We start from the raw sequence: 25,468 nt of genomic DNA, 5'->3' as shown, positions 1-25,468 counted from the left end.
ACGCTCCTTGTTACCGATCAAAACCTCCGCCCTGTCCCTGCTCCTCTCCCTTCCCCTGTGCCTGGCGACCGCGCACGCAGGCGAAAACAGCAATATTTCCGCCGCCGACCGCGCCCGTGCCGTACGCGCGGCCAAGGCTCAGCCCGTCAAGAAGGTGGCCGGCAAGCCGGCGACGAAGAAAGCACCGGCGAAATTCGACTTCGAAGGCGAATTTGTCGACTATGCCAACTGGAAAGAAGTCCGCACCTTCCTCGACGAGATGTCCGCCAAGCATGGCTTTGACCGCGCCGAGCTCGATACCCTGATCGGCAAGGTGCGCTATGTCGAGTCGACCGTGCAGTTGATGAAGCCGGCGCCGCCGGGCAAGCCGAAGAACTGGCAAGCCTACAGCGCCCGCTTCATCGAGCCGGTGCGCATCAATGCGGGCGTGAAATTCTGGGAAGAGAACGCCGAAGCGCTGACGCGCGCCGAGCGCGAATATGGCGTGCCGGCCGAGATCATCGTCGGCATCATCGGCGTGGAAACCGTGTACGGACGCAACACGGGCAGTTTCCGCGTGCTCGACGCGCTGACCACCTTGGCATTTTCCTATCCGGAAAGCCCGACGCGGGCCGCGCGCATGGAATTTTTCAAGGGGGAACTGGAAAACGCACTGCTGTACGCGCGCAAGGACGGCATCGATCCCTTGACCCTGCTCGGCTCGTATGCGGGTGCCATCGGCCTGCCGCAGTTCATGCCCAGCAGCATCATGAAATATGCGGTGGACTTCGATGGCGATAGCCACATCGACTTGCGCAATTCCAGGGCCGACGCCATCGGCAGCGTGGCGCATTTCCTCGTCGAACACGGCTGGCGCCGCGATGACCCGGCCATCAGCACCTATCACGTCAGCGTCTCGGCCAACCACGCCTGGGAAAAGTTCATCGGCCAAGGTTTGCAAGCCAAGTACAGCCTGGAAGAATTGCAGGAAGCCGGTGTGCGTACCGTCTCGTCCACGCCCCGGAACATGTTGTTCGGCCTGATCGATCTGCAAAATGGTTCCGAAGCAACTGAGTATCACTTGGCAAGCAATAACTTCTTTGCTATAACTCAATACAACAGAAGTTATTTTTATGCTATGTCCGTGATTGACCTGGGCAAGGCCATCAGCCAAGTGCGCGCACGCTAACCGAAAGTCAGTGTAAAGTTATAATATTACTTGTAAGAAAGCGTAAGCGATGTTGAAGCGACCGGCAAACAGGTCTATGGTAGGGCCGATAACACGTGCCAGCCTCGCTCGCCAGCCTTTGTGCGGCACGGAATACGGAAATGGTTCTATACTTAACTTTTGTCAAAGTACAATTTTTGCTCTATCATAGAGCATAATAAAGAAGAAATAGCTGTTGCAATAAGACAACACTTATTTTATATAAAGCAAGATTACCAGGCTTTCCGGTCTGAAATTGAATCCTGTTGTACAATTGTGTATATATCATGAAAAACTGTATCCCGGATCGTACCGTGTGTGAATTTGTTCCTTTTAGTAAAGAATGAACATGAACGCAGCAAGAGCGAGCTCCGAGTGTTTTTTACTTTGCAGTGCAACTACAGAAGGAACATTAACATCATGACAAACCAAGTCGGCATTGATATGAACAGCGATTCGGACTCCGACGATCTGCTCCAGTACAACCCAAACAGATTGCTCGATACCCTGATCGAAAATCTGCGCCTGAAAAACGACGCAGCGCTGTCGCGCGCGCTCGAAGTCGCGCCACCAGTGATCAGCAAAATCCGTCACCACCGCCTGCCGGTCGGCGCATCGCTGCTGATCCGCATGCACGAAGTGAGCGACCTGAGCATCCGCGACTTGCGCTACCTGATGGGTGACCGTCGTAATAAATTCCGCATCAGCGACAAGCAATTCAAGCCAAAAGAAGGCGAAACGCCACAAGGCTGATCCTGCCAATTTCGCAGGTTTTCCCTCCCCGCCATGGGGAGGGGGTATTTCCAGCAGTTCTCAGGCCGTTCTGGCCGATATATTTCCAGCCTTACCTTGTTCCCCAAACTGTATCGACGCCATTAAGCAGGAAACACGCCCGTGGACAAGTAACGGTCGCCGCGGTCGCAGACGACGAACACGATGGTCGCGTTTTCCACCGTTTGCGAGATGCGCAGCGCGATTTCGCAGGCGCCGGCTGCCGAGATGCCGCAGAACAAGCCCTCTTCCGCCGCCAGACTGCGCGCCATGCGCTCAGCCACACCCTGGCTCACGTATTCCACCTGGTCCACGCGCGACTTGTCGTAAATTTTCGGCAAGTACGCTTCCGGCCATTTGCGGATGCCGGGAATCTGCGAACCGTCCTCGGGCTGTGCGCCGATGATCTGGATGGCGGGATTCTGTTCCTTCAAATAGCGCGACACGCCCATGATGGTGCCCGTCGTGCCCATGGCGCTGACGAAGTGCGTAACCTGGCCATTGGTATCGCGCCAGATTTCCGGTCCCGTGCTTTCATAGTGGGCGCGTGAATTGTCTTCGTTGGCGAACTGGTCGAGGATCACGCCGCGACCATCCTTCTGCATCTGCTCGGCCAGGTCGCGCGCATATTCCATGCCGCCCGTCTTCGGCGTGAGCAGGATGTCGGCGCCATAGGCGGCCATGCTCTGGCGGCGCTCCACGCTGAGATTGTCTGGCATCAAGAGCAGCATCTTGTAGCCGCGCAAGGCGGCGGCCATGGCCAGCGCGATGCCCGTATTGCCGCTGGTGGCCTCGATCAGGGTATCGCCCGGCTTGATGACGCCGCGCTCTTCAGCGCGCTTGAGCATCGACATGGCGGCGCGGTCCTTCACGGAGCCGGCCGGGTTGTTGCCTTCCAGCTTGCCGAGGATGACGTTGTTGCGCGCTATCGCATCGGCGCCCGGCAAGCGCGTCAGTTGCACCAGCGGAGTATTGCCTATCGTATCTTCAAGTGTCTTGTAAGCCATCGTGTCTGTTTAAGTAATTTCAACAAAGACCCATTCTAATATGAGATGCTGGACGGCGCATGGCTAAAAGCCGGTGTTCCGCCAGGCAGCCCGCGTCGCGGCCGCCCGCACGCCAGGCCGCATGGTGCCTGGCTTTGCAGCATGCCAGGGTCGCCACGCGCGATGCGCCAGCGCGCCGCGCACGCATGCGCTAGACTCGTGACGGTTAGTTATTTTAGTAATTTGCTTATTCAATCAATGGATCAGTCATGGCCAGCACCACACCCGAATTCATCCCAGAAACCACGCAGGACGATCCCGTCCAGGCCAGCACCCTCGATATCCAGGGCCGCATGCACCAGATTTCCCCCGTCTTCACCGAAGCGGAACTGCGCCGATTGCAACGCTATGGCCAGGTTTGCCAGCATGCGGACGGCGCCACCCTGTTCGAGGCAGGCAGCAGCAGCTTCGGCATGCTGGTCATCCTGGCGGGCCACGTCGCCGTCACGCGCCACGAAGGCCTGGGCCGCACCTCGTTGATGCGCGAAATCGGCCCCGGCCATTTCATCGCCGAAGTGGCGCAGCTGTCGGGCCGCCCCGCCCTCGTCAATGGCCATGCCGTGGGCGACGTGGAGGTGCTCGTCGTCAGCTCGGAATCCCTGCGCGCACTGATCGTGGCGGAAGCGGAAATGGGTGAGCGCATCGTGCGCGCCCTGATCTTGCGCCGCGTGGCGTTGATCGAAGTCAATTCGGGCGGCCCCGTGCTGGTGGGCCCCCGCGGCAATGGCAATCTGTTCCACCTGCAAAGTTTTCTGTCGAGCAATGGCCACCCGCACACGGTGCTCGACCCGGCCAGCGATGCGGCCGCCGCTGCGCTGGCCGAGCGCTACCAGCCCACGCCGCAGGAATGGCCACTGGTCGTCTGTCCCGATGGCAAGGTCATGAAAAACCCCGGCAATGCGGAACTGGGACGCTGCCTGGGCATGCTGCCCGATTTGTCCGGCGACAAGATCTTCGACGTACTGGTGGTGGGCGCCGGGCCCGCCGGCCTGGCCACGGCCGTGTATGCAGCCTCCGAAGGCTTGACTGTACTGGCGCTGGAACAGCGCGCGTATGGCGGCCAGGCGGGTGCCAGCGCGCGCATCGAAAATTACCTGGGATTTCCCACCGGTATCTCCGGCCGCGCGCTGGCGGGACGCGCCTATGTGCAGGCGCAAAAGTTCGGCGTCGAAATCGCCACCCCGGCCAGCGCCGCCAACTTGCTGTGCGACAGCTGGCCCCTGCGCGTCAAGCTGTGCGACGGCACGCAGGTGCGCGCCCGCACTGTGGTGCTGTCCTGCGGCGCGCGCTACCGCAGACCCTCGCTGGCGAACCTGAAAACGTATGAGGGACGGGGGGTGTATTACTGGGCCTCGCCCATCGAAGCCAAGCTGTGCAAGCAGGAAGAAATCATTCTGGTGGGCGGCGGCAATTCGGCCGGCCAGGCAGCCGTGTTTCTCTCCGGCCATGCCGCCAAAGTCCACATGGTCATCCGCGGCGAGGGACTGGCGGCCAGCATGTCGAGCTATCTGATCGAGCGCATCGCCGCCACGCCCAACATCACCTTGCACACGCATACGGAAATCATCGCCCTCGAAGGCGACGAGGAGGGCTTGACGGGCGCCCGCTGGCGCAACAAGCAGACCGGCGAAGAGTGCGATTGCGCCGTGCGCCGCGTGTTCCTCTTCGTCGGCGCCGATCCGAACACGGACTGGCTGCACGACTGCGCCGTGGCCGTCGACGAACAGGGCTTCATTCGCACGGGCTTCGACGTTACGCGCGCCGAATGCCGCGCCCAAGGCCACGCCACGCATTTGCCCTACCCGCCACCCGACCAGCCCGACCGGGCGACACTGGAAACCAGCGTGCCAGGCGTCTTCGCCATCGGCGACGTGCGGGCCGGCTCGACCAAGCGCGTGGCCGCCGCCGTCGGTGAGGGGGCAGCCGTGGTGTCGCAGATTCATGGCTTCCTGGCACGGCTGCCGGCGGGCACGGCCTGAAAATCGTGCATGATAGAAACTGCTACAATCGGCTGTTGCCATCCAGCTGAAAGAGACCGCATGCCCCACACCGCCAAGCTTTCCTCGCGCCGCAGCATGCCCGCAGTCCGCTGACGGTGCGCCGCATGTTCGTCAAACTGCTACTGCTGGCCACGCTGTTTGCCGTGCTCAGCATAGCCGCCCTGTACAGCTACGGGCGCTTCGCCGAACGTTCGCTGGGGGCACCGGGTACGGCCTTGCCCGTGGCAGCCGACGCTACCTTGCTCGACCGCGTGCTGGCGCCGCAGCTGGCGCAACGTCCGGAGCAGAGCGGCACGGCGTTGATCGACGACAATCTGGAGGCGTTCGCCCTGCGCGCCCTGAGCGCGCGCGAAGCGGGCCGCAGCATCGACCTGCAGTACTACATCTGGCATAACGACGTCACGGGACGGCTGCTGGTGCGCGAACTGCTGCGCGCGGCCGACCGCGGCGTGCGCGTGCGCGTGTTGCTTGACGATATCAACGCGCGCGGCCAGGACGCCGCCATCCTCGCGCTCGACAGCCATCCGCTGATCGACGTGCGCATCTTCAATCCTGGCCGCAACCGCGACGGTATCTGGCGCCGCGCCATGGAAATGGCCTTGCGCGCCGTCAGCCTGAACCGGCGCATGCACAACAAGGCCTGGATCGTCGACGGCAGGGTTGCCCTCGTCGGCGGGCGCAATATCGGCGATGAATACTTCGATGCCGCCGAGCAAGTCAATTTCCAGGATGCCGACTTGCTGCTGGTGGGTCCCGCCGTACGACAGACGAGCGACATCTTCGACCGCTTCTGGAACAGCCGCGCCGTCATCCCCATCGGCGCCTTGCATGCCGGCAAGAATCCAGGCGCGCCGGAGCTGCAGGCTGTGCGCGCCCGCCTCGATGCGCTCACGGGCGAACTGGGCGCCTCGCCCTATCTGCGGCAGCTGACCGATGCGGGCCAGCTGCAAGCCCACCTGGATGGCCGGCTGCGCCTGCACTGGAGCGCGCAAGTGCAAGTGCTGTCGGACCCGCCGGAAAAAGCCGCTCCCGTGGCCAGTTTGCAGCGCAGCGAGCACTGGCTCATGCACAGCTTGCTGCCCCTGCTGACGCAGGCGCGCGAAGAAACGCTGCTGACCTCGCCATACTTCGTGCCCGGCCAGGCGCTCACGCAGAGCTTGACCGACAAGGTTGCCGCCGGCGTCAGGGTCCAGGTGCTGACCAACTCGCTCGCCGCCACCGACGTGGCCCTCGTGCACGCAGGCTATGCGCGCTACCGCCAGGCGCTGCTGGGCGGCGGCATCGGGCTGTATGAGTTGAAGACCCTGCACCGCAAGCGCATCAGCCTGCTGGGTTCAAGCCGCGCCAGCCTGCATACGAAGGCCGTGGTGGTCGATGGCCAACGGGGCTTCGTCGGCTCCTTCAATCTCGATCCCCGCTCGGCCCAGCTCAACACGGAAATGGGCGTGCTGTTCGACGATGCCGCGCTGGCGGCTGACATGCGCGCACTGTTCCTGCACTCGACGGCTAGCGATACCAGCTACCGCGTATTCCTCGACAACGGCGCCCTGCGCTGGTCCGATGGCACCGAGCAGCCCGCCAAGGTGTGGACGCACGATCCCGAGGCGGGCTTCTGGCGCCGCATGCTGGTGTCCGTGATGCGCTGGCTACCGATCGAGTCGCAACTGTAGGCGCGCAGGCCAGGCAAAGTGGCGGGCGTATAAAAAAACCCCGCGCAGCCGGTACCACGCAGGGTTTTTTCTCGTGCTGCGCGGCACCACCACGCAACACGCTTTACAGCAACACGCTTACTTTTTCTCGGCTTCAACCTTCTTCGCATCGGCTGCAGCCAATTTTGCTTCCTTCTTCGCAGCCGTTTCCGCAGCCTTGGCTTCTTTCTTGGCGGCCGTTGCCGCCTTCTTCGCAGCAGCGGCTTCCTTTTTCGTTTCGGCAGCCGTTTTCACGAGGGTGGCATCGGCCGCTGCAGCAGCAGGGGCAGGGGCAGGCGCTGCAGCAGGCACCACCTTGGCAGCGGCTGCTTCTTTCTTCGCTGCAGCAGCGGCAGCCTTGGCTTCTTTCTTCGCGGCAGCCGCTTCTTTCTTCGTTTCAGCGGCTGTCTTGGCTGGTGCCGCAGCGGTATCGGTCGCAGCAGCTGGCTTCGGTGCGGCTTCTTTCGCGGCAACTTCCTTCACAACAGCTTTTGCCGGGGCAGCTTTCGCCACCGGGGCCGCTGGCGCGCCGGACTTGGCCTGGCCATTCACCTGCAAGCCCGCTTCCGACAGTTTCTCGGCGCTTTTCGGGCCGATGCCCTTCACGCGGCTTTCGAAATCGGCCCAATCCTTGAAGGCGCCGCCCTTGGCGCGTTCATCGACGATGGCTTTCGACGTGACGGGGCCGATGCCCTTGACGCTGTCGAGTGCCGCCTGGTCCGCCTTGTTGACATCGACCTGGGCAAAGGCAAAGCCCATCGTCGCGATCAGGGTGGCGATGGCCAGCAGTATTTTTTTGAACATGGGTATCTCTCCGTGATGTGGTTTCAAGATGACTCGAACGCAAGGGAGGAGCAGCGCCTTAAGGGCTTTAACGGCTGTGGCGTGATACGGTTGACAAGACGGGACAACGGAAGCAGGGGAAAACCTGCGCCAGATCAAACGATGCAGCGCAGGTAGAAGGTGGAATACAGCGGACTATTGCGGGAACAGCTCTTCGCGGGTAACCGTGGCCGTGCCCAGCTTGCCGACGACGATGCCGCCAGCCCGGTTGGCCGTGCGCACGGCGTCGCCCAAGCCCATGCCGGCGCCCAGCATGGCCGCCATGGTGGCGATCACCGTGTCGCCGGCGCCCGAGACGTCAAACACTTCGCGCGCATCGGTAGGCATGTGCAGCACCTCATCGGCCGTGTACAAGCTCATGCCCTCTTCCGAGCGGGTCAGCAGCAAGGCTTCCAGGCCCAGCTGCGCGCGCATCTGCTGCGCGCGTTCCGTCAATTGCTCTTCCGTGCTCCAGTTGCCGATCACGCGGCGCAGTTCGGACTTATTCGGAGTAAGCACTGACGCTCCCGCATAGCGTTTGAAATCATCGCCTTTCGGGTCGACCATGACGATCTTGCCGGCAGCCCTGGCGGCCTTGATCATCTCGGCCACGTTCACCAGGCTGCCCTTGGCGTAGTCCGACAAGATCACCACGTCGTAGTGCGGCAAGAGGGCATTGAATTGCTTGAGCTTGTCGCGCAGCACCGTATCGCTGGGCGCATCCTCGAAGTCGATGCGCAGCATTTGCTGCTGGCGGCCAATCACGCGCAGCTTGATGATGGTGGAAATGGCCGCATCGCGCTGCAGATAGCTGTGGATGCCGCCGCCTTCGAGCAGGCGCTCGACCTGGCTGCCAGCCTCGTCGTCGCCGACCACGCCTAGCAAGCTCGTCTTCGCTCCCAGCGCGGCCGCGTTGCGCGCCACGTTGGCCGCGCCCCCCAGGCGCTCCTCGCGCTTCTCGATGCGCACGATGGGCACGGGCGCTTCCGGCGAAATACGGCTGACGTCGCCGAACCAGTAGCGGTCCAGCATCACATCGCCCACCACCAGCAGACGTACCTGGGCCAACGCCGCCGGCGCCGTCAAGGTTGCCACCTCATGGGCACTCATGCGCGTGTCAGGATCGAACGACCGATCCCGTGGTATTCGATGCCCGCCTCGGCCATGACGGCCGGCTCGAACAGGTTGCGCCCGTCAAAGATAACGGCCTGCTTCAGGCGCACCTTGATCTGCTCGAAATCCGGGCTGCGGAAGGCTTTCCATTCGGTCACGATGGCCAGCGCATCGGCATCCGTCAAGGCGTCGAGCGGGCTGTCGGCAAAGCGCACCTTCGCCAATTGCTCGGGCGTCAAGTCCAGTTGCAGCACCCGCTTTGCCTCGGTCATGGCGACAGGATCGTAGACGGCTACCGTGGCGCCGCGCCCCAGCAAGTCGACCAGCAGGACACGGGCCGACGCTTCGCGCATATCGTCCGTGTTCGGCTTGAAGGCCAGCCCCCATACGGCAAAATGCCGGCCCGTCAGATCTGCACCGAAGCGTGTGACCACTTTCCGGCCCAGCACCTGCTTCTGCTGGTCGTTGACGGCTTCGACGGCACGCAGGATGAGCAATTCCTGACCGTGGCCGCGCGCCGTGCGCTCGAGCGCCTGCACGTCTTTCGGGAAGCAGGAACCGCCATAGCCGCAACCGGCGTACAGGAAGCTGTGGCCGATACGCGGGTCGGAACCGATGCCGTGGCGCACGGCCTCGATGTCGACGCCCACCTTGTCGGCCAGGTTGGCCAGTTCATTCATGAAGGAAATACGCGTGGCCAGCATGGCATTCGCCGCATACTTCGTGAATTCGGCCGAACGCACGTCCATCCAGTAAGTGCGTTCGTGGTTGCGGTTGAACGGCGCGTACAGGCTTTTCAGCAATTCGCGCGCGCGCTCGCCGTCCGGCGTCGCGTCGACGCCGATGACGATGCGGTCCGGGCGCATGAAATCTTCGACGGCCGCACCTTCCTTGAGAAATTCCGGGTTCGACGCGACCGAGAACGTGGCGGCCACACCGCGCGTGTCCAGTTCGCCCTGGATGGCGGCGCGCACTTTTTCAGCCGTGCCGACGGGCACGGTGGACTTGTCGACGATGACCTTGAAATCCGTCATGTACTTGCCGATGCCGCGCGCGGCCGCCAGCACGTATTGCAGGTCGGCCGAGCCGTCTTCATCGGGCGGCGTGCCGACGGCAATGAATTGCATCACGCCGTGCGCGGCAGCGGCCTCGACGTCGGTGGAAAAGGTCATGCGCCCGGCGGCGCGGTTGCGCGCCACGACTTCTTCCAGGCCCGGTTCATGGATGGGGATGCCGCCGCTGTTGAGCAAGGCGACCTTTTGTACGTCCAGGTCGAGGCAAAAGACGTCGTTGCCCAGTTCCGCCAGGCAGGCGCCCGTCACGAGGCCCACATAGCCCGTGCCGATAATGGTGATTTTCATGGTTGTGCCGTATTTGTAATATATATCTCTGACCTACAAGTGCGCAGCACAGGGTTCAGGGCAAGGCGCGGCGCCGAAGACAGTACGAATAGTACGGCGAGGCGCTGCAACGCAGCAATGGGCCCTGTGGTGGGCACGACTAATTCATGACGTTGAGTTCTTCCGTGCGGCGTGGAGGATAGGTTTCCCAGCGGTTGCAGCCCGGGCAGTGCCAGTAAAACTGGCGCGCCTTGAAGCCGCAGTGGCTGCACTGGTAGCGGGCCAGCTTCTGCGTGTAGCCGTGCACGAGGTTTTTCACCATCGACAGCTCGGACCAGATCGCGGCCGGCGCATCCATCATGCGCGCTTCCAGCAGTTTATCCAGGCCCAGCAGGGTCGGCGTACGGCGCAGCTCGGCGCTGACCAGCTGCTTCGCCGCTTCCACGCCGTCGAGTTCGATGACGGCCTTGAAGACGACTTCGATCAAGTCAATCGACGACGCCTCTTCCAGGTAGGAGCGCAACAGGTTCACACCCTCTTGAGCACGGCCCACCTTGGTGTAGCCATCCATCAGGCGCTGCGCCACCAGTGCCACGTGCGGCACGCTTTGCTGCTCCACGCGGCGCCAGGTAATCAGCGCGCCTTCCACGTCGCCGCGCGCCAGCAGCACGTCACCCGTCAGGATGGTGGCGCGCACGCTCTTGCGGTCCGTCTGCAGGGCTTTTTCCAGCAGCGGCATGGCGTCGTCCGGCCTCATGTGTACCAAAGCGTCATGCGCCAGCTCGCAATAGAACTGGGCGATTTCCTTCTGGCGCGCGCCGGCGCCCGATTCCTGCAAACCCACGGCCGCTTCGATGGCGCGTGGCCATTCCTTTTCGCGCTGGTAGATTTCCAGCAGGGCGCGGCGCGCCTGGGCCGCATATTGCGTGTCAACCAGGCTGTTGAAGGTTTCTTCGGCGCGGTCCAGCAAGCCCGCCTTCAGGTAATCCATGCCCAGCTCATAGGCGGCATGGCCTTGCTGTTCCAGCGGCAGGTCCGGGCGCGCCAGCAAGTTCTGGTGCACGCGGATGGCGCGCTCCGTCTCGCCGCGGCGGCGGAACAGGTTGCCCAGCGCAAAGTGCATATCGGCCGATTCCGGGTCCAGCTTGACGACTTCGATGAAGGCATCGATGGCCTTGTCATGCTGCTCATTGAGCAGGAAATTCAAGCCCTTGAAGTAATTGCGCGGCAGGCTGCGCGATTCGGACACCAGTTGATGAATGTCAACACGCGCGGCAATCCAGCCCAGCGCGAAAAACACCGGGATACCCAAGAGCCACCAGAGTTCAAAATCCATGCGATTGTTTTTATTCGAGTAAGAGAGATAGGAGCGACGGCGCCGATTACTGCGCGCTCACGCTGTCCGGTTGCGGCTGGACATTGCTGGGCACGCCAACGGTCTGCAGCGCGGCAATGGTGGTTTTTTGCTTGGTCGCTTCGCGGCGGTGACGGAACACGGTCGGCGTCAGAGCTAGTACGCCCAGGCTGGCGCCGGCGACAAAAAAGCCCAGCAGCATCAAGACCAGGGGGCCGCGAATTTCATAATTAAGGAAAACATGCAGGTCGACAACCTGCGCATTCTTCAGCGCAAAACTGAAGAACAGGACGAAAAGAACACAGCCAACGATGGTGGAGATGATTTTCATCGATACGCCCAGAAAGTACAAAAAATGCCCGTATGGCACAACCTTGGAATGCCTGGTAGAAGCGTAGCGAGCGTCAGTGATTTGTGGCCAAGAAGCGCAACCGTACTGAAGTACGGTGAGCATCGCAGGCCGCAAAGCGCGACGCGCAGTAGCTTATGTCAGGTATTCTCAGCATATTAACAAAAAAAAGCGGCATCCAAGGACGCCGCTTTCTATGTCGCCTTCCAGCAGACGATTAATCCTCGATTATCGGTTGCCCGACCATCGCGTCCACCCGCTCGCGCAACTGTTTGCCCGGTTTGAAGTGGGGTACCCGTTTTTCAGGCACCATCACTTTGTCGCCGGATTTCGGGTTGCGACCGATGCGCGGGGGCCTGCTGTTCAGGGCAAAACTGCCAAAACCGCGGATCTCGATACGCTGACCGGTCGCCAGGGCGTTGGTCATCGCATCGAGAATGGTTTTGACGGCATACTCCGCATCTTTCGCCACCAGCTGAGAATAACGCTCAGCAAGGCGGTTGATCAGCTCGGACTTTGTCATCTGCCGTATCCGCAGTCTTAGTTCTTGTTATCGAACTTAGCTTTCAACAAGGCGCCCAGGCTGGTGGTGCCCGAAGCTGCGTTGTTGTCGGTAGCTGCCATCTTCTGCATGGCTTCCTGGGTTTCAACGTTGTCTTTCGCTTTGATCGACAGTTGGATACCACGGGCTTTGCGGTCGATGTTCAACACCATTGCTTCGACGGTATCGCCGACTTTCAAGTGCGTACCAGCATCTTCAACGCGGTCGCGCGAGATTTCGGAAGCGCGCAGGTAGCCTTCAACTTCTTCGGACAGTTGGATCACGGCGCCTTTAGGCTCAACCGATTTAACGGTACCGGTTACCAGCGAGCCTTTGTCGTTCATGGCTGCGAAGTTGTTGAATGGATCACCTTCCAGTTGCTTGACGCCCAGGGAAACGCGCTCGCGCTCAACGTCGATGGCCAGAACGATGGCTTCCAGTTCGTCACCTTTCTTGAAGCGACGCACGGCTTCTTCGCCGGTTTCGGTCCAGGACAGGTCGGAAAGGTGCACCAGACCGTCGATGTTGCCGGCCAGGCCGATGAACACGCCGAAGTCGGTGATCGATTTGATCGCGCCGCGGACTTTATCGCCCTTCTTGTGGGTAACGCCAAAGTCATCCCAAGGGTTGGCTTTGCACTGTTTCATACCCAGCGAAATACGACGACGCTCTTCGTCGATTTCCAGAACCATGACTTCTACTTCGTCGCCCAGTTGGACAACTTTGTTAGGAGCAACGTTTTTGTTCGTCCAGTCCATTTCGGAAACGTGTACCAGACCTTCGATACCCTGTTCCACTTCCACGAATGCGCCGTAGTCGGTCAGGTTCGTTACTTTACCGAACAGACGGGTGCTTTGTGGGTAACGACGGGACAGACCGGTCCAAGGATCGTCGCCCAGTTGTTTCACGCCCAGCGAAACACGGTTTTTCTCTTGATCGTATTTCAAGACTTTGGCGGTGATTTCCTGGCCAACCGTCAGTACTTCCGACGGGTGACGTACACGGCGCCATGCCAGGTCGGTGATGTGCAGCAAGCCATCGATACCGCCCAGATCCACGAACGCGCCGTAGTCGGTGATATTTTTGACGACGCCGGTCACGACCGTGCCTTCTTTCAGCGTTTCCATCAGTTTCTGACGCTCTTCGCCCATCGAAGCTTCGATGACGGCGCGGCGGGACAGAACCACGTTGTTACGCTTGCGGTCCAGTTTGATGACCTTGAATTCGAGGGTTTTGCCTTCGAATGGGGTGGTGTCTTTGACAGGACGGGTATCAACCAGCGAGCCCGGCAGGAATGCGCGGATGCCGTTGGTCAACACGGTCAGACCGCCTTTGACTTTACCATTGACGGTACCGACGACGATTTCGCCCGATTCCATCGCTTTTTCCAGAGCCAGCCACGAAGCCAGACGTTTGGCTTTATCGCGCGACAGGATGGTATCGCCGAAACCATTTTCCAGCGATTCGATCGCCACGGAAACGAAGTCGCCAACTTTGACTTCCAGTTCGCCGTGGTCGTTCTTGAATTCTTCGACAGGGATGAATGCTTCGGATTTGAGGCCGGCGTTGACGATCACGAAATTGTGGTCGAGGCGCACGACTTCAGCGGAAATAACTTCGCCGGAGCGCATATCTTGACGCGACAACGATTCCTCGAAGAGCGCAGCAAAACTTTCCATACCGGTAGATTCGTTAGTTGTAACAGTAGACATAGGGTTCACACAGGTTATCCAGCAGAGATCGCACGACGCGACTTAAACTGGGTTAGGTTTTTGACACACCCGGACAGGCCAGGAGCCGTCAACGGGCACCACATAGCATAAAAATCACACCATTTTGCAACTCATTTTGCAACCAACGCATACCATTTCAACACGGTTTCAACAGCAACATCTGCCGTCATGGCCGAGGTATCGAGGACATGCGCCCCTTCCGCGGGGACCAGCGGCGCAATCGCACGGTGAGTATCACGTTCGTCCCGCGCCTGCAAATCCATCAGAAGGTCTTCCATATTAGCAGAAAAACCCTTGTCTATCAATTGCTTGTAGCGCCGTTGCGCGCGCGCCTCGACGCTGGCGGTGAGGAACACCTTCAATGGGGCATGCGGAAAGATCACCGTGCCCATGTCGCGTCCGTCGGCCACCAGACCGGGCGTCTTGCGAAAACCCAGCTGCAAACTGACCAGGGCTTGGCGCACCGTTGGCAGTACGGCAATTTTCGACGCCGTATTGCCCACTTCTTCGGCACGGATCTGCTCGGTGACGTTTTCCTGCGCCAGCAAGATCTCGCCGCCCGCAAAATGGCAAGGCAAGTGCTCGGCCAGCTTGGCCAGCGCATGCTCGTCGCGCAAGTCCGTGCCACGGCGCAGCGCCGTCAGCGCCGTCAGCCGGTACAGCGCGCCCGAGTCAAGGTAATGAAAGCCCAGCTTGTCGGCCACGCGGTGCGCCACCGTGCCCTTGCCGGAAGCGGTGGGGCCGTCGATGGCGATGACTGGAATGTTGGAGGTCGACATAGTATTAAACAATCAATTAAATCAAGGTGTCTTTGGCAATCCCCGCAAACGCGGCGAAATACTCGGGGAAGGTCTTGGCTACGCATTTCGGGTCATTGATGCGCATCTCATTGCCACGGCGCGCGGCGCCATCGAGCGAAGCGAGCGAGAAGCACATGGCCATGCGATGGTCGTCATACGTATCGATGGTGGCAGCGGCAATTTGCGCCGGCGGCGTCACGCGCAGGTAGTCCGCGCCCTCTTCCACTTCGGCACCCAGCTTGCGCAATTCCGTCGCCATGGCAGCCAGGCGGTCCGTTTCCTTCACCCGCCAGCTGGCGATATTGCGCAAGGTCGAAGTGCCGTCCGCGTACAGGGCGGCCACGGCGATCGTCATGGCCGCATCGGGAATATGATTGAAATCCATGTCGACGGCTTTCAGCACGCCCTTCGAGCGGGCCTCGATCCAGTTCTCGCCCATGGTGATGGTCGCGCCCATCTGCTGCAAGGCTTCCACGAAACGCACGTCGCCCTGGATGCTGTCGCGTCCCACGCCTTCCACGCGTACGGGACCACCGCCGATGGCGCCGGCCGCCAGGAAATACGAGGCCGACGAAGCGTCGCCTTCGACGTGGATGGTGCCCGGGCTTTGATATTGCTGGCCCGGCTGCACGGTGAACGACTGCCAGCCGTCATGCTCGATCGTCACGCCGAAGCGGCGCATCAGGTTCAGCGTGATCTCGATGTAGGGCTTCGAGATCAGCTCGCCCGTGACATCGATAGTCACCGCATGGTCGCGCGCCATCAGCGGCGCCGCCATCAGCAGGGCCGTCAAAAACTGGCTCGACACGTTGCCGCGCACGGCGATGCGTTGCGCGTGGATGTGGCCGCGGCGGATGCGCAGCGGCGGGAAGCCCTGCTCGCCCGTGTATTCGATCTGCGTGCCGACGGCATTCAGCGCGTCGACCAGGTCGCCGATCGGGCGCTCGTGCATGCGCGACACGCCGTGCAAGGTGTAATCGCCGCCGATGACGGCCAAGGCCGCCGTCAGCGGGCGGATCGCCGTGCCGGCGTTGCCCATGAACAGGTCGGCCTCGTGGTGCGGGAAGACGCCGCCGCAGCCTTCCACGTGATGCACCTGGTGGGCAGAGGCCGGGTCGCCCGTCAATTCATCCGGCGTCCATTTGACGCCCAGCGAGGTCAATGCCGTGAGCATGACAAAGGTGTCGTCGGAGGCGAGCAAGTCGATGATCTTTGTCGTGCCCTTGGCCAGCGCGGCCAGCAGCAGCACGCGATTGGAAATGCTTTTCGAACCGGGCAAACGCACCGTGCCTTCGGCGTGCATCACCGGCTTCAAATCGATATGGTGGGGGTAGTGCTTGGTCTGGGTCATGCTGGAATCCTTGAGTATTTATCGTGTGGGCGCGGCCGGAATTTCCGCCGTTTCAATCGCCTCGATCCATTGCTGCCGCGCGTGCTGGGCGTTCGCATACACGCCTTCGATGGCGGCGCCGTCGTTCGCCGCCAGGTGGGCGCGCAAGATCGTCAACTGCGCCAGGTAGGCGTCCAGTTCGTGCAGCAGCGCCGGCTGGTTGGCCAGGCTGATGTCGCGCCACATTTCCGGCGATGAGCCAGCGATGCGCGTAAAGTCGCGAAAGCCGCTGGCCGCGTATTGAAACAGCAGGCCGGCGTGTGGCTTATTGGCGATGTCGTCGACCAGCGCAAAGGCCAGCAAATGCGGCAGATGGCTGACGGCGGCAAATACCTTGTCATGTTCTTCGGGGCTCAAGGTGCGCAGGATGGCGCCGCAGGCGCGCCACGCGCCAGCCACCAGTTCCACATCAGCCGCGGCGTTTTCCGTCAGCGGCGTGAGCACCACTTTCTTGCCTTGATACAGATCGACGATGGCCGCGTCGGGACCATTCGTCTCACGTCCAGCGATCGGGTGGCCGGGCACGAATTGCCCCACCTTGCCACCGAGCGCCGCGCGCGCGGCCGCCACCACGTCGCTTTTCGTGCTGCCCGCATCGGTGACGATGGTGCCCGGTTGCAAATGCGGCGCGATGGACGCCAGGATAGCGCCCGTCTGCGCCACGGGCGCGGCCAGCAACACCAGGTCGGCACCGGCCATGGCACTGGCCATGTCGCCGCCGATCTCGTCGATGATGCCCAGTTCGAGCGCGCGCGCCATCGATGCCGGCGAGCGGCCCATGCCAACCACCGTGCCGACCGCACCCGCGTGTTTCAAGGCGCGCGCGAACGAGCCGCCGATCAGGCCTACGCCAAAGATAACTACCTTGTTCAGTGCCGGCGTCGTCATATCGTCAAGCCAGCGCTTTCGTCAGCGCGGCGATGAAGATGGCGTTTTCCTGCGGCAGGCCGATGGAAATGCGCAGCCATTGCGGCAAGCCGTAGCTGCCCACGGGGCGCACGATCACGCCCTGTTTCAGCAGCGCCAGGTTGACTCTAGCGCCGGCACCGTCATCGTCGCCCACCTTCACCAGCACGAAATTGCCGTGCGACGGCACGAATTCCAGGCCCAGCTGCGTGAACGCTTCCGTAAACTGCTGGTAGCCGGCCGCGTTGTTGCGCGCGCTTTGCTCAAGGAATGCCTTGTCGTTCAGGGCGGCAATCGCCGCCGCCTGCGCCAGCGAATTGACATTGAACGGCTGGCGGATGCGGTTCATCAAGTCCGTCAACACCGGCTGGGCGATGGCGAAGCCGATGCGCAGGCCAGCCAGGCCATACGCCTTCGACAGGGTGCGCGAGACCACCAGGTTCGGATACTGGCGCACCCACGCCGTCGACTCGTACTGGTCGTCGGCCGAGAGGAATTCGTTGTAGGCTTCGTCCAACACCACCACCACGTGCTGCGGCACTTTTTGCAGGAACGCTTCGAGCTGCGCGGCCGAAAGGAAAGTGCCGGTCGGGTTGTTCGGGTTGGCGATGAAGATCAAGCGCGTGTCGTCGGCAATCGCCGCCGCCATCGCATCCAGGTCATGGCCATAGGCTTGCGCCGGCACGACGATGTGGCGCGCGCCCAGGCCTTGCGTGGCCAGCGCGTACACGGCAAACGAATACTGCGAGTAGACGACGGATTGCCCATGCTGCACAAACGCGTGCGCGGCGATTTCCAGGATGTCGTTGCTGCCGTTGCCCAGGGTGATCCAGTCGGCCGGCACGTCATAACGCTTGGACAGCACGGCTTTCAAGTCAAAGCCGTTGGCGTCCGGATAGCGGCCCAGGTCATCGATGGCGGCGATCATCGCCTGCTTGGCCGATGCCGGCATGCCGTACGGGTTTTCATTCGACGCCAGCTTGACGATGGCTGCCTCGTCGAGGCCGAATTCGCGCGCGACTTCGGCGATCGGTTTGCCGCTCTGGTAAGGGGCGATGGCGCGGACGTATTCTGGACCGATATTTTTAGACATGGTGCTCTTTAAAAAAGTGGGTAATTGTTAGAATAGCTACAACTTCACAGGCTGACCGGATACGACCCCAGCACCTTGAAAAACGCCGCATTGCTTTGCAGCTCGGCCAGCGCTTGGGCGACGGCCGCGTCGTGCACATGGCCCTCCACGTCGACATAGAAATAATACTCCCAGCTGCCCATGCGCGCCGGGCGGGACTCGAAGCGCGTCATCGACACGCCGTGCTTCGCCAGGGGTGCGAGCAGCTGGTACACGGCGCCCGCCTTGTTCGGCACGGCCAGCACCAGCGAGGTCTGGTCCTTGCCCGACGGCGCCGTCTGCAAGGTGCCCACGACGGCGAAGCGCGTGCGGTTGTGCGGGTCGTCCTGGATATGGCCCTTGACCACGCCCAGCTTGTACTGCGCGCCGGCCAGTTCGCTGGCGATGGCCGCCACCGTGCCATCTTCGCCGGCCATGCGGGCCGCTTCGGCGTTCGACGCCACGGCGTGGCGCGCGACGTGCGGGTAATTCTGGTTCAGCCACACCTGGCACTGCGCCAGCGCCTGCGAATGGGCGCAGATGGAGGTGACGCCGTCCATATTGCCGCTCTTCGTCATCAGGCTGTGGTGCACGGCAATCGCCACCTCGCCGCTGATGATGAGGCTAGTCTGCAGCATCATGTCGAGCGTGCGGTTGACGGCGCCTTCCGAGGAATTCTCGATCGGCACCACACCGAAATCCGCCGTCCCCGCCTCGGCCGAACGGAACACTTCATCGATGGACGCGCACGGCAAGCCTTCGACGGCGCTGCCGAACTGTTGATACACGGCCTGTTCGCTGAAGGTGCCGGCCGGGCCAAGATACGCCACGGTGACGCGCTTTTCCAGCGAGCGGCACGACGACATGATTTCGCGGAAGATGGTCTGCACTTCTCGGTCGCCCATGGGGCCGGGATTGCGCTCGGCTACGCCGCGCAGCACCTGGGCTTCGCGCTCGGGGCGGAACACGGGCGCCTGCGTTTCGGCCTTCACGTGGCCCACTTGCTGGGCGATTTGCGCGCGGCGGTTCAGCAGCTCGAGGATTTGCGCGTCGATCGCATCGATCTGTTCACGCAGCGGTTTCAATTTATCGGTCATGGTTGTTTGTTTCGTCAGCGGTACTTCAATCATGGCCGCGCGGCCTGCGCCGGCGGCGGGCCGGCGCGGTCGTCTATGCGACTCAGCGTCCGGCAAACTCGTTCAAATAGTTGACCAGGGCTTGCACGCCCTCGATCGGCATCGCGTTATAGATCGATGCACGCATGCCGCCGACGGACTTGTGGCCCTTCAATTGCAGCAGGCCGCGCTGCTTGGCGCCGGCCAGGAATGCGTCGTTCAAGCTTTCGTCGCGCAGATAGAACGGGATGGTCATGCGCGAGCGGTACGCCGGGTCGACCCGGTTCTGGTAGAAGTCGTCCGCATCGAGCACCGCGTACAGCAGCGCCGCTTTCTCAATATTACGCTGTTCCATGGCTGCCACGCCACCTTGGCGTTTGAGCCACTGGAAAACCAGGCCGGCGATATAGATGCCGTAGGTGGGCGGCGTGTTGTACATCGATTCATGTTCGGCCACGATGCTCCAGTCAAACGCGGACGGGCAGATCGGCAAGGCCTTGCCCAGCAAGTCTTCGCGCACGATGACAAGCGTCAGGCCGGCCGGGCCGATATTCTTTTGCGCGCCGCCGAAGATCACGCCGTATTGCGATACGTCAATCACGCGCGACAAAATGTGCGAGGACATGTCGGCCACGATGGTGGTGCCTGCCGGCACGTTCGGCGCCTGCTGGAATTCCACGCCGTCGATGGTTTCATTGGTGCAGATGTGCAGGTAGGCGGCGCCCGGCGTCAGCTTCCATTCACTCACCGGCGGCACTCCCGTGAAACGGGCGGCCTTGGACGACGCGGCCACGTTGACGTTGGCATACTTGGCCGCTTCCTGGATCGACTTGCCCGACCACGAGCCCGTGTGCACGAAGTCGACGGTGGCCGGCTGCCGCGCGGCCAAGCCCACCAGATTCATCGGGATGATGGCGTTCTCGCCCAGGCCACCGCCCTGCAGGAACAGGATCTTGTAGTTATCGGGCACGGCCAGCAGTTCGCGCAGGTCGGCCACTGCCTGCTGATAGATGGAAATGAATTCGGGACCACGGTGGCTCATTTCCATCACCGACATGCCACTGCCATGCCAGTCCTGCATTTCCGCGGCCGCTTGCGCCAGCACTTCCTTGGGCAGGACGGCGGGGCCGGCGGAGAAGTTGTAGATAGGGCTTAAGGCTTGATGGGTCACGATACTGTCCTTGAAAAAATGGAGTTATTGGGGCGACTGCGTGGCCGCCCGCATGACTTGCTCAAGCACGGCATTCACGCGCGGGATCAGCACGCGCTGGCTGATGGCCATCGATTCGGCCGACAGTTGCGGCATGGTGGCCAGCATCTTGCGTCCCAGCGGCGTTTTGTAAAAAGCCGTCAATTGCTCGACTTCCGGCACCGTGTAAAAGCGCGCATACAAGGGCACCATTTCAGCGCTCAACTCATCGATCAGGGTCGGGTCGGCCAGTACCTGCGTCAGGGTGGCGATGGCGAGGGGGATTTCCTCCTCGGCGCTGGCCAGCGCGCGCGCCTTGCGCTGCTCGTCCAGTTTCGGGTTGCTGCTGATTTGCTGCTGCGCCGACTGGCGGATCATGGCCGGCACCGATTGCAGCATCTGGTCGAAGATGCTGCGCGTGAGCTGAGGGAACTGCATCGCATCGAGCATGCGCCGCACGGCCACTTTCATGGCGGGGCTGGGCGCCGCCTGGCGGGCAGGCGTGGCTTGCGCATTCTGGGCCAGAGCCGGCAGGGTCGCAAGGAAGGCCAGCGAAAACGCGGCGAAGAAGGTGGCGACGATTTTTCTCATGGCATGCGCAATGTTGAATGACTGGTAAAAGGATACTGGGGTACTGCCGGCGAAGCATGTGGGCTTACGCCCGACGGACTAAGCCGACCTACGAAATGCCGCTGGCGGCGCCAAGAAAAGGCACGCCAATAGCAATTGGGGCTCCCGAAAGAGCCCCAATCATCTTACTCCGGCTGGGCCGGATCGACCGGATCAACAGGATCGGCTGGTTCAGCCGCTGCCGGCGCAACCGCGGCCTCCAGGCCCGCCTCCGTCGTCAGCTCGACTTCGTCGATATCCGTTTCCACCACGCGCTGCAGGCCGGACAGCTTGGTGCCGTCTTCCACGGCGATCAGGGTCACGCCCTGCGTCGCGCGGCCCATCTCGCGGATTTCCGATACGCGGGTACGGATCAGCACGCCACCGGTGGTGATCAGCATGATTTCATCGCTGGTATCGACCAGGGTCGCGGCAACCACTCTACCGTTGCGCTCGCTGGTCTGGATGGCGATCATGCCTTTCGTGCCACGGCCATGGCGCGTGTACTCGGTGATCGGCGTACGCTTGCCGTAACCGTTTTCCGTGGCCGTCAGCACCGACTGCTGCTCGTTCTCGGCCACCAGCAGGGCGATCACGTGCTGGCCTTCTTCCAGATTCATGCCGCGCACGCCGCGCGCCGTACGGCCCATCGGACGCACATCGTTTTCGTCGAAGCGCACTGCCTTGCCCGAATCGGAGAACAGCATCACGTCGTGCTGGCCGTCGGTCAGCGCCGCGCCGATCAGGAAGTCGCCGTCGTCCAGGTCGACCGCGATGATGCCGGCCTTGCGTGGATTGCTGAAGTCCTTCAGCGGCGTCTTCTTGACGGTGCCCAGGCTGGTCGACATGAAAACGTAATGGTCTTCCGGGAACGTGCGGTTCTCGCCCGACAGCGGCAGGATCACGGTGATCTTTTCGTTGTCCTGCAGCGGGAACATGTTGACGATCGGCTTGCCGCGCGAATTGCGCGAGCCTTGCGGCACTTCCCACACCTTCAGCCAGTACATGCGGCCACGATCCGAGAAGCACAGGATGTAGTCATGCGTATTGGCGATGAACAGCTGGTCGATCCAGTCTTCCTCTTTGGTCGCCATGGCCTGCTTGCCGCGCCCACCGCGCTTCTGCGCGCGGTATTCGGAAATCGGCTGCGCCTTCATGTAACCGGTGTGCGACAGGGTCACGACCATGTCTTGCGGCGTGATCAGGTCTTCCGTTTCCAGGTCGGTCGCATTCAACTCGATCTGCGAGCGGCGCACGTCCTTGTTGCCGGCGCCGTATTCGTTTTTCGCCGCCGTCATTTCATCGGTGATGATGACGGTGACGCGTTCCGGCTTGGCCAGGATGTCGAGCAAGTCGGCGATATGTTCCATCACGTCCTTGTACTCGTTGACGATCTTGTCCTGCTCCAGGCCGGTCAAGCGCTGCAGGCGCATCTGCAAAATTTCCTGCGCCTGATCGTCCGACAGCTTGTACAGGCCATCCGTTTGCATGCCGTAGTGCTTCGGCAGGTTTTCCGGACGATAGGCATCGATGCCGCCCGGCGTCGTGCCGTCGCCCGTGCGGGCCAGCATTTCGCGCACGACGGAGGAATCCCAGGCCTTGGCCATCAGCTCGACCTTGGCGATCGGCGGCGTCGGCGCGGCCTTGATGATGGCGATGAAGTCATCGATGTTGGCCAGCGCGACAGCCAGACCTTCGAGCACGTGGCCCCGTTCGCGCGCCTTGCGCAATTCGAACACGGTACGGCGCGTCACCACTTCGCGGCGATGCGACAGGAAGCATTGCAGCATCTGCTTGAGGTTCAGCAGCTTCGGCTGGCCATCGACCAGGGCCACCATGTTCATGCCGAAGGTATCTTGCAACTGGGTCTGCTTGTACAGGTTGTTCAGCACCACTTCCGGCACTTCGCCCCGCTTCAGCTCGATCACCACGCGCATGCCCGACTTGTCGGATTCGTCGCGGATGTCGGAAATGCCGTCCAGCTTCTTGTCGCGCACGTTCTCGGCGATGCGTTCCAGCAAGGATTTCTTGTTGACCTGGAATGGCAGCTCGTCGACGATGATGGCGATGCGGCCGCCATCCTTGCCGTATTCTTCGAAGTGGGTCTTGGCGCGCATCACCACGCGGCCACGGCCGGTGCGGTAGCCGTCGCGCACGCCGGACACGCCATAGATGATGCCGGCGGTCGGGAAATCGGGGGCGGGAATGATCTCGATCAATTCATCGATCGTGCAATCGGGGTTGCGCAGCACGTGCAGCGCGCCGTCGATGACTTCGGTGATGTTGTGTGGCGGAATGTTCGTCGCCATGCCGACGGCGATACCGGACGAGCCATTGATCAGCAGGTTCGGGATACGCGTCGGCAAGACCGTCGGTTCCTTTTCCTTGCCATCGTAGTTGGGCTGGAAGTCGACGGTGTCCTTGTCGATATCGGCCAGCAGCTCGCCGGCGATCTTGTCCAGGCGGCACTCGGTGTAACGCATCGCCGCGGCGCCGTCGCCGTCGACGGAACCGAAGTTGCCCTGACCATCGACGAGCATGTAGCGCAGCGAAAAATCTTGCGCCATGCGCACCAGTGTGTCGTAGATCGAGGCATCGCCGTGGGGATGGTATTTACCCATGGTTTCGCCGACCACGCGGGCGCACTTGACGTAAGGGCGGTTCCACACGTTATTCATTTCATGCATCGCGAACAAGACGCGGCGGTGCACTGGCTTCAAGCCATCACGCGCATCGGGCAAGGCGCGACCGACGATCACGCTCATGGCGTAATCGAGGTAGCTCTTGCGCATCTCTTCTTCGAGGGAAATAGGAATTGTTTCTTTTGCGAATTGATCCATTGGCGGTTCGACTGATCTCAGGCTGTGGTTAACTTATCTGTTACGCAATGTATGACGCAATACTGCATATCCTAGGCGGCTGTCGTCGTGGACATCGCACCGCGCGCTGCTGGCGCGGCCCGGCTTCCATGTCGCAGAGTGCCCAAGCAAATCGGCGGACTGGCGGCACCACCAGTACGTGTACCGCAGGGGTAAGTCCTGGCCATGCAGTGCCGCCGGGGGCATTTGCTCGACACTCTTAACAGTCAAGCGCACGATTTTAGCATGCGCGCCCAGCTACCTGTACAAATTGGCCATGCCGACAATATTGACAGTTTGCACCGGGGCCGTGCACGCTGGCCTGTCGATAATGCACAATGGCAATATCAGTTCAAGACACCTGCCCTTAAAAGTGGCAAAAAAAGCGATCAATTGTTACAGACGCGTTACAAATGAGCATTTTCGTTGCGCAAAAACAACGTGCGGTCTAAAATCGGGCAAGCTTTGATTTAACCACGGTCGTGCGCCCCTGATGCGTGTGGCAAAATGACTGGGAAGTTAATTGCTAGTTTCGCAATCTGAGACGAGCGCATATGGTCTACATGATAAAATCTTGGCACGTAGCACCAGTAGCGCAGTGTTGTTCTGCGGATATCACCCCCCGAAAGGAAAAAAGAATGAATAAATTTGTAACGCTGTTTTTCGCTGCATCCGCAGTGATTGCTGGCTCGGCTTCGGCCCAAACCCCAACCTCCCCACCATTCGCGCCAGTTACCACTGACATCAAAGCACCAAGCCCAAAAAGTGCTTACGTGCAAGATGCCCGCGGCGTGATCGTGCGCGATCCATTCGGTCTGTGCTGGCGCACCGGCTACTGGACACCTGCTGACGCGGTGCCAGGTTGCGACGTGCCACTGTGCGTAGAGCCAGAAACCCTGCAAGACGGCAAATGCGTGGCTCCACCAGCGCCAGTCGTACCAGCACCGGCACCAGTAGTTGTCGTACCAGTGCCAGTTGTCGTTGCTCCTACCTCGGAAAAAGTCAGCTTCGCTGCTGATGCATTCTTCGATTTCGACAAAGCTACGCTGAAGCCAGAAGGCAAAGCCAAGCTGGACGAGCTGACCGCACAACTGGGCGGCATCAATCTGGAAGTCATCATCGCTGTGGGTCACACCGACTCCGTCGGCACCGATGCTTACAACCAAAAACTGTCGGTACGTCGTGCTGATGCTGTCAAAGCCTACCTGGTCACCAAAGGCGTTGAAAGCAACCGCGTGTACACCGAAGGCAAAGGCGAGAAACAACCTGTTGCTGATAACAAAACTGCCGAAGGCCGTGCGAAAAACCGTCGCGTGGAAATCGAAGTTGTTGGTACCCGCAACAAGTAATAGCTGAGCCCCTGACTTGCCGCAAGTCATCGCGCAAGTCAAGGACAGCATGAAAAACCCCGCCCAGGCGGGGTTTTTTTTGGTTCTTCGCGTTTGGTGGGGGAAGATGGACTTGACTTTTTTGCTCGAAGGGGGTGGCAGCGAGGGTTTTGAATTGGTAAATTGATGTCGCCAAACAAAACAATTACCTTACCACTC

21 protein-coding genes are annotated in these 25,468 nt (G+C 61.2%); 5 read left to right on the top strand and 16 right to left on the bottom strand.

Annotation, left to right across the window (positions count from 1 at the left end; translation table 11 throughout):
- Window positions 1-7: 7 nt before the first annotated feature.
- Window positions 8-1,168 carry a lytic murein transglycosylase B gene (mltB, locus tag ACQ4W7_RS19075; protein WP_436532508.1) on the top strand — a complete coding sequence of 387 codons (1,161 nt, stop codon included), beginning with the start codon at window positions 8-10 and terminating at the stop codon, window positions 1,166-1,168.
- A gap of 438 nt (window positions 1,169-1,606) precedes the next feature.
- Window positions 1,607-1,939: a hypothetical protein gene (locus tag ACQ4W7_RS19070; protein WP_034751784.1), complete on the top strand. Its 333-nt coding sequence runs from the start codon at window positions 1,607-1,609 to the stop codon at window positions 1,937-1,939.
- Between the two features lie 122 nt (window positions 1,940-2,061).
- Here the strand turns inward: ACQ4W7_RS19070 and cysM are convergent, their stop codons facing one another.
- The gene (gene cysM, locus ACQ4W7_RS19065; RefSeq protein ID WP_101484254.1) at window positions 2,062-2,964 is read right to left on the bottom strand and encodes a cysteine synthase CysM; all 903 of its coding nucleotides are present in this window, start codon (window positions 2,962-2,964) and stop codon (window positions 2,062-2,064) included.
- A 248-nt stretch (window positions 2,965-3,212) separates the two neighbouring features.
- Here cysM and ACQ4W7_RS19060 point away from each other — a divergent pair, with 248 nt between their 5' ends.
- Together ACQ4W7_RS19060 and ACQ4W7_RS19055 are read left to right on the top strand one after the other, a co-directional pair.
- Window positions 3,213-4,982: an FAD-dependent oxidoreductase gene (locus ACQ4W7_RS19060; RefSeq protein WP_436532506.1), complete on the top strand. Its 1,770-nt coding sequence runs from the start codon at window positions 3,213-3,215 to the stop codon at window positions 4,980-4,982.
- A gap of 125 nt (window positions 4,983-5,107) precedes the next feature.
- The gene (locus tag ACQ4W7_RS19055; protein ID WP_436532504.1) at window positions 5,108-6,673 is read left to right on the top strand and encodes a phospholipase D family protein; all 1,566 of its coding nucleotides are present in this window, start codon (window positions 5,108-5,110) and stop codon (window positions 6,671-6,673) included.
- Between the two features lie 117 nt (window positions 6,674-6,790).
- On the opposite strand, the gene ACQ4W7_RS19050 is transcribed toward ACQ4W7_RS19055, so the two are convergent.
- From ACQ4W7_RS19050 to gyrA, 15 genes are all read right to left on the bottom strand, one after another.
- The gene (locus ACQ4W7_RS19050) at window positions 6,791-7,495 is read right to left on the bottom strand and encodes a ComEA family DNA-binding protein (protein ID WP_436532502.1); all 705 of its coding nucleotides are present in this window, start codon (window positions 7,493-7,495) and stop codon (window positions 6,791-6,793) included.
- A gap of 174 nt (window positions 7,496-7,669) precedes the next feature.
- Window positions 7,670-8,623 (bottom strand): D-glycero-beta-D-manno-heptose-7-phosphate kinase, encoded by a 954-nt coding sequence (gene rfaE1, locus ACQ4W7_RS19045; RefSeq protein ID WP_426072722.1) that lies wholly within the window; start codon window positions 8,621-8,623, stop codon window positions 7,670-7,672.
- Window positions 8,620-9,987, bottom strand: a complete 1,368-nt coding sequence (locus ACQ4W7_RS19040; RefSeq protein WP_436532500.1) for a UDP-glucose dehydrogenase family protein — start codon at window positions 9,985-9,987, stop codon at window positions 8,620-8,622. The genes rfaE1 and ACQ4W7_RS19040 overlap by 4 nt, the downstream gene beginning before the upstream one ends.
- A 139-nt stretch (window positions 9,988-10,126) precedes the next feature.
- Window positions 10,127-11,302 (bottom strand): lipopolysaccharide assembly protein LapB, encoded by a 1,176-nt coding sequence (gene lapB, locus ACQ4W7_RS19035; RefSeq protein ID WP_426072720.1) that lies wholly within the window; start codon window positions 11,300-11,302, stop codon window positions 10,127-10,129.
- A 46-nt stretch (window positions 11,303-11,348) separates the two neighbouring features.
- Entirely contained in the window at window positions 11,349-11,651 is a 303-nt protein-coding gene (locus ACQ4W7_RS19030; RefSeq protein ID WP_426072856.1) for a LapA family protein, read from the bottom strand.
- Window positions 11,652-11,886: 235 nt separating this feature from the next.
- Window positions 11,887-12,192, bottom strand: coding sequence for an integration host factor subunit beta (locus ACQ4W7_RS19025; RefSeq protein ID WP_008446215.1), 306 nt, complete (start codon window positions 12,190-12,192; stop codon window positions 11,887-11,889).
- Between the two features lie 17 nt (window positions 12,193-12,209).
- Window positions 12,210-13,922 carry a 30S ribosomal protein S1 gene (rpsA, locus tag ACQ4W7_RS19020; protein WP_071650172.1) on the bottom strand — a complete coding sequence of 571 codons (1,713 nt, stop codon included), beginning with the start codon at window positions 13,920-13,922 and terminating at the stop codon, window positions 12,210-12,212.
- Between the two features lie 131 nt (window positions 13,923-14,053).
- Window positions 14,054-14,722: a (d)CMP kinase gene (gene cmk, locus ACQ4W7_RS19015; protein ID WP_426072719.1), complete on the bottom strand. Its 669-nt coding sequence runs from the start codon at window positions 14,720-14,722 to the stop codon at window positions 14,054-14,056.
- Between the two features lie 16 nt (window positions 14,723-14,738).
- Window positions 14,739-16,094: a 3-phosphoshikimate 1-carboxyvinyltransferase gene (gene aroA / locus ACQ4W7_RS19010; protein ID WP_436532497.1), complete on the bottom strand. Its 1,356-nt coding sequence runs from the start codon at window positions 16,092-16,094 to the stop codon at window positions 14,739-14,741.
- 18 nt (window positions 16,095-16,112) lie between these two features.
- Entirely contained in the window at window positions 16,113-17,021 is a 909-nt protein-coding gene (locus ACQ4W7_RS19005; RefSeq protein WP_436532495.1) for a prephenate dehydrogenase, read from the bottom strand.
- 4 nt (window positions 17,022-17,025) lie between these two features.
- The gene (hisC, locus tag ACQ4W7_RS19000; protein WP_426072716.1) at window positions 17,026-18,132 is read right to left on the bottom strand and encodes a histidinol-phosphate transaminase; all 1,107 of its coding nucleotides are present in this window, start codon (window positions 18,130-18,132) and stop codon (window positions 17,026-17,028) included.
- Window positions 18,133-18,176: 44 nt separating this feature from the next.
- A complete protein-coding gene (pheA, locus tag ACQ4W7_RS18995) occupies window positions 18,177-19,247 on the bottom strand; it encodes a prephenate dehydratase (RefSeq protein ID WP_070257597.1) in 1,071 nt (356 codons plus the stop codon).
- An 82-nt stretch (window positions 19,248-19,329) separates the two neighbouring features.
- A complete protein-coding gene (serC, locus tag ACQ4W7_RS18990) occupies window positions 19,330-20,436 on the bottom strand; it encodes a 3-phosphoserine/phosphohydroxythreonine transaminase (RefSeq protein ID WP_436532492.1) in 1,107 nt (368 codons plus the stop codon).
- 24 nt (window positions 20,437-20,460) lie between these two features.
- A complete protein-coding gene (locus tag ACQ4W7_RS18985; protein WP_426072714.1) occupies window positions 20,461-21,045 on the bottom strand; it encodes a DUF2059 domain-containing protein in 585 nt (194 codons plus the stop codon).
- A 164-nt stretch (window positions 21,046-21,209) separates the two neighbouring features.
- Complete coding sequence (gene gyrA / locus ACQ4W7_RS18980) at window positions 21,210-23,903, bottom strand: DNA gyrase subunit A (RefSeq protein ID WP_436532490.1); 2,694 nt, start codon at window positions 23,901-23,903, stop codon at window positions 21,210-21,212.
- A gap of 656 nt (window positions 23,904-24,559) precedes the next feature.
- On the opposite strand from gyrA, the gene ompA reads away from it, so the two are divergent.
- On the top strand, window positions 24,560-25,270 hold the full coding sequence (ompA, locus tag ACQ4W7_RS18975; protein ID WP_219133265.1) for an outer membrane protein OmpA: 711 nt from the start codon (window positions 24,560-24,562) through the stop codon (window positions 25,268-25,270).
- Window positions 25,271-25,468 lie beyond the last annotated feature (198 nt).

Origin of the sequence: Janthinobacterium algoris, from assembly GCF_051380935.1 — a bacterium.
Lineage (GTDB): Bacteria > Pseudomonadota > Gammaproteobacteria > Burkholderiales > Burkholderiaceae_D > Janthinobacterium.
The sequence above is the reverse complement of the archived record's forward strand: the minus strand, read 5'-3'. Positions and strand labels throughout refer to the sequence as shown.

Coding starts and splice junctions, on each gene's coding strand:
- rfaE1 (WP_426072722.1), bottom strand. CDS start 8,623: ATGAGTGCCCATGAGGTGGCAACCTTGACGGCGCCGGCGGCGTTGGCC.
- rpsA (WP_071650172.1), bottom strand. CDS start 13,922: ATGTCTACTGTTACAACTAACGAATCTACCGGTATGGAAAGTTTTGCT.
- ACQ4W7_RS19050 (WP_436532502.1), bottom strand. CDS start 7,495: ATGTTCAAAAAAATACTGCTGGCCATCGCCACCCTGATCGCGACGATG.
- ACQ4W7_RS19005 (WP_436532495.1), bottom strand. CDS start 17,021: ATGACGACGCCGGCACTGAACAAGGTAGTTATCTTTGGCGTAGGCCTG.
- ACQ4W7_RS19025 (WP_008446215.1), bottom strand. CDS start 12,192: ATGACAAAGTCCGAGCTGATCAACCGCCTTGCTGAGCGTTATTCTCAG.
- gyrA (WP_436532490.1), bottom strand. CDS start 23,903: ATGGATCAATTCGCAAAAGAAACAATTCCTATTTCCCTCGAAGAAGAG.
- pheA (WP_070257597.1), bottom strand. CDS start 19,247: ATGACCGATAAATTGAAACCGCTGCGTGAACAGATCGATGCGATCGAC.
- ACQ4W7_RS19070 (WP_034751784.1), top strand. CDS start 1,607: ATGACAAACCAAGTCGGCATTGATATGAACAGCGATTCGGACTCCGAC.
- aroA (WP_436532497.1), bottom strand. CDS start 16,094: ATGACCCAGACCAAGCACTACCCCCACCATATCGATTTGAAGCCGGTG.
- lapB (WP_426072720.1), bottom strand. CDS start 11,302: ATGGATTTTGAACTCTGGTGGCTCTTGGGTATCCCGGTGTTTTTCGCG.
- ACQ4W7_RS19060 (WP_436532506.1), top strand. CDS start 3,213: ATGGCCAGCACCACACCCGAATTCATCCCAGAAACCACGCAGGACGAT.
- ompA (WP_219133265.1), top strand. CDS start 24,560: ATGAATAAATTTGTAACGCTGTTTTTCGCTGCATCCGCAGTGATTGCT.
- cysM (WP_101484254.1), bottom strand. CDS start 2,964: ATGGCTTACAAGACACTTGAAGATACGATAGGCAATACTCCGCTGGTG.
- ACQ4W7_RS19040 (WP_436532500.1), bottom strand. CDS start 9,987: ATGAAAATCACCATTATCGGCACGGGCTATGTGGGCCTCGTGACGGGC.
- ACQ4W7_RS19055 (WP_436532504.1), top strand. CDS start 5,108: ATGTTCGTCAAACTGCTACTGCTGGCCACGCTGTTTGCCGTGCTCAGC.
- ACQ4W7_RS19030 (WP_426072856.1), bottom strand. CDS start 11,651: ATGAAAATCATCTCCACCATCGTTGGCTGTGTTCTTTTCGTCCTGTTC.
- hisC (WP_426072716.1), bottom strand. CDS start 18,132: ATGTCTAAAAATATCGGTCCAGAATACGTCCGCGCCATCGCCCCTTAC.
- cmk (WP_426072719.1), bottom strand. CDS start 14,722: ATGTCGACCTCCAACATTCCAGTCATCGCCATCGACGGCCCCACCGCT.
- ACQ4W7_RS18985 (WP_426072714.1), bottom strand. CDS start 21,045: ATGAGAAAAATCGTCGCCACCTTCTTCGCCGCGTTTTCGCTGGCCTTC.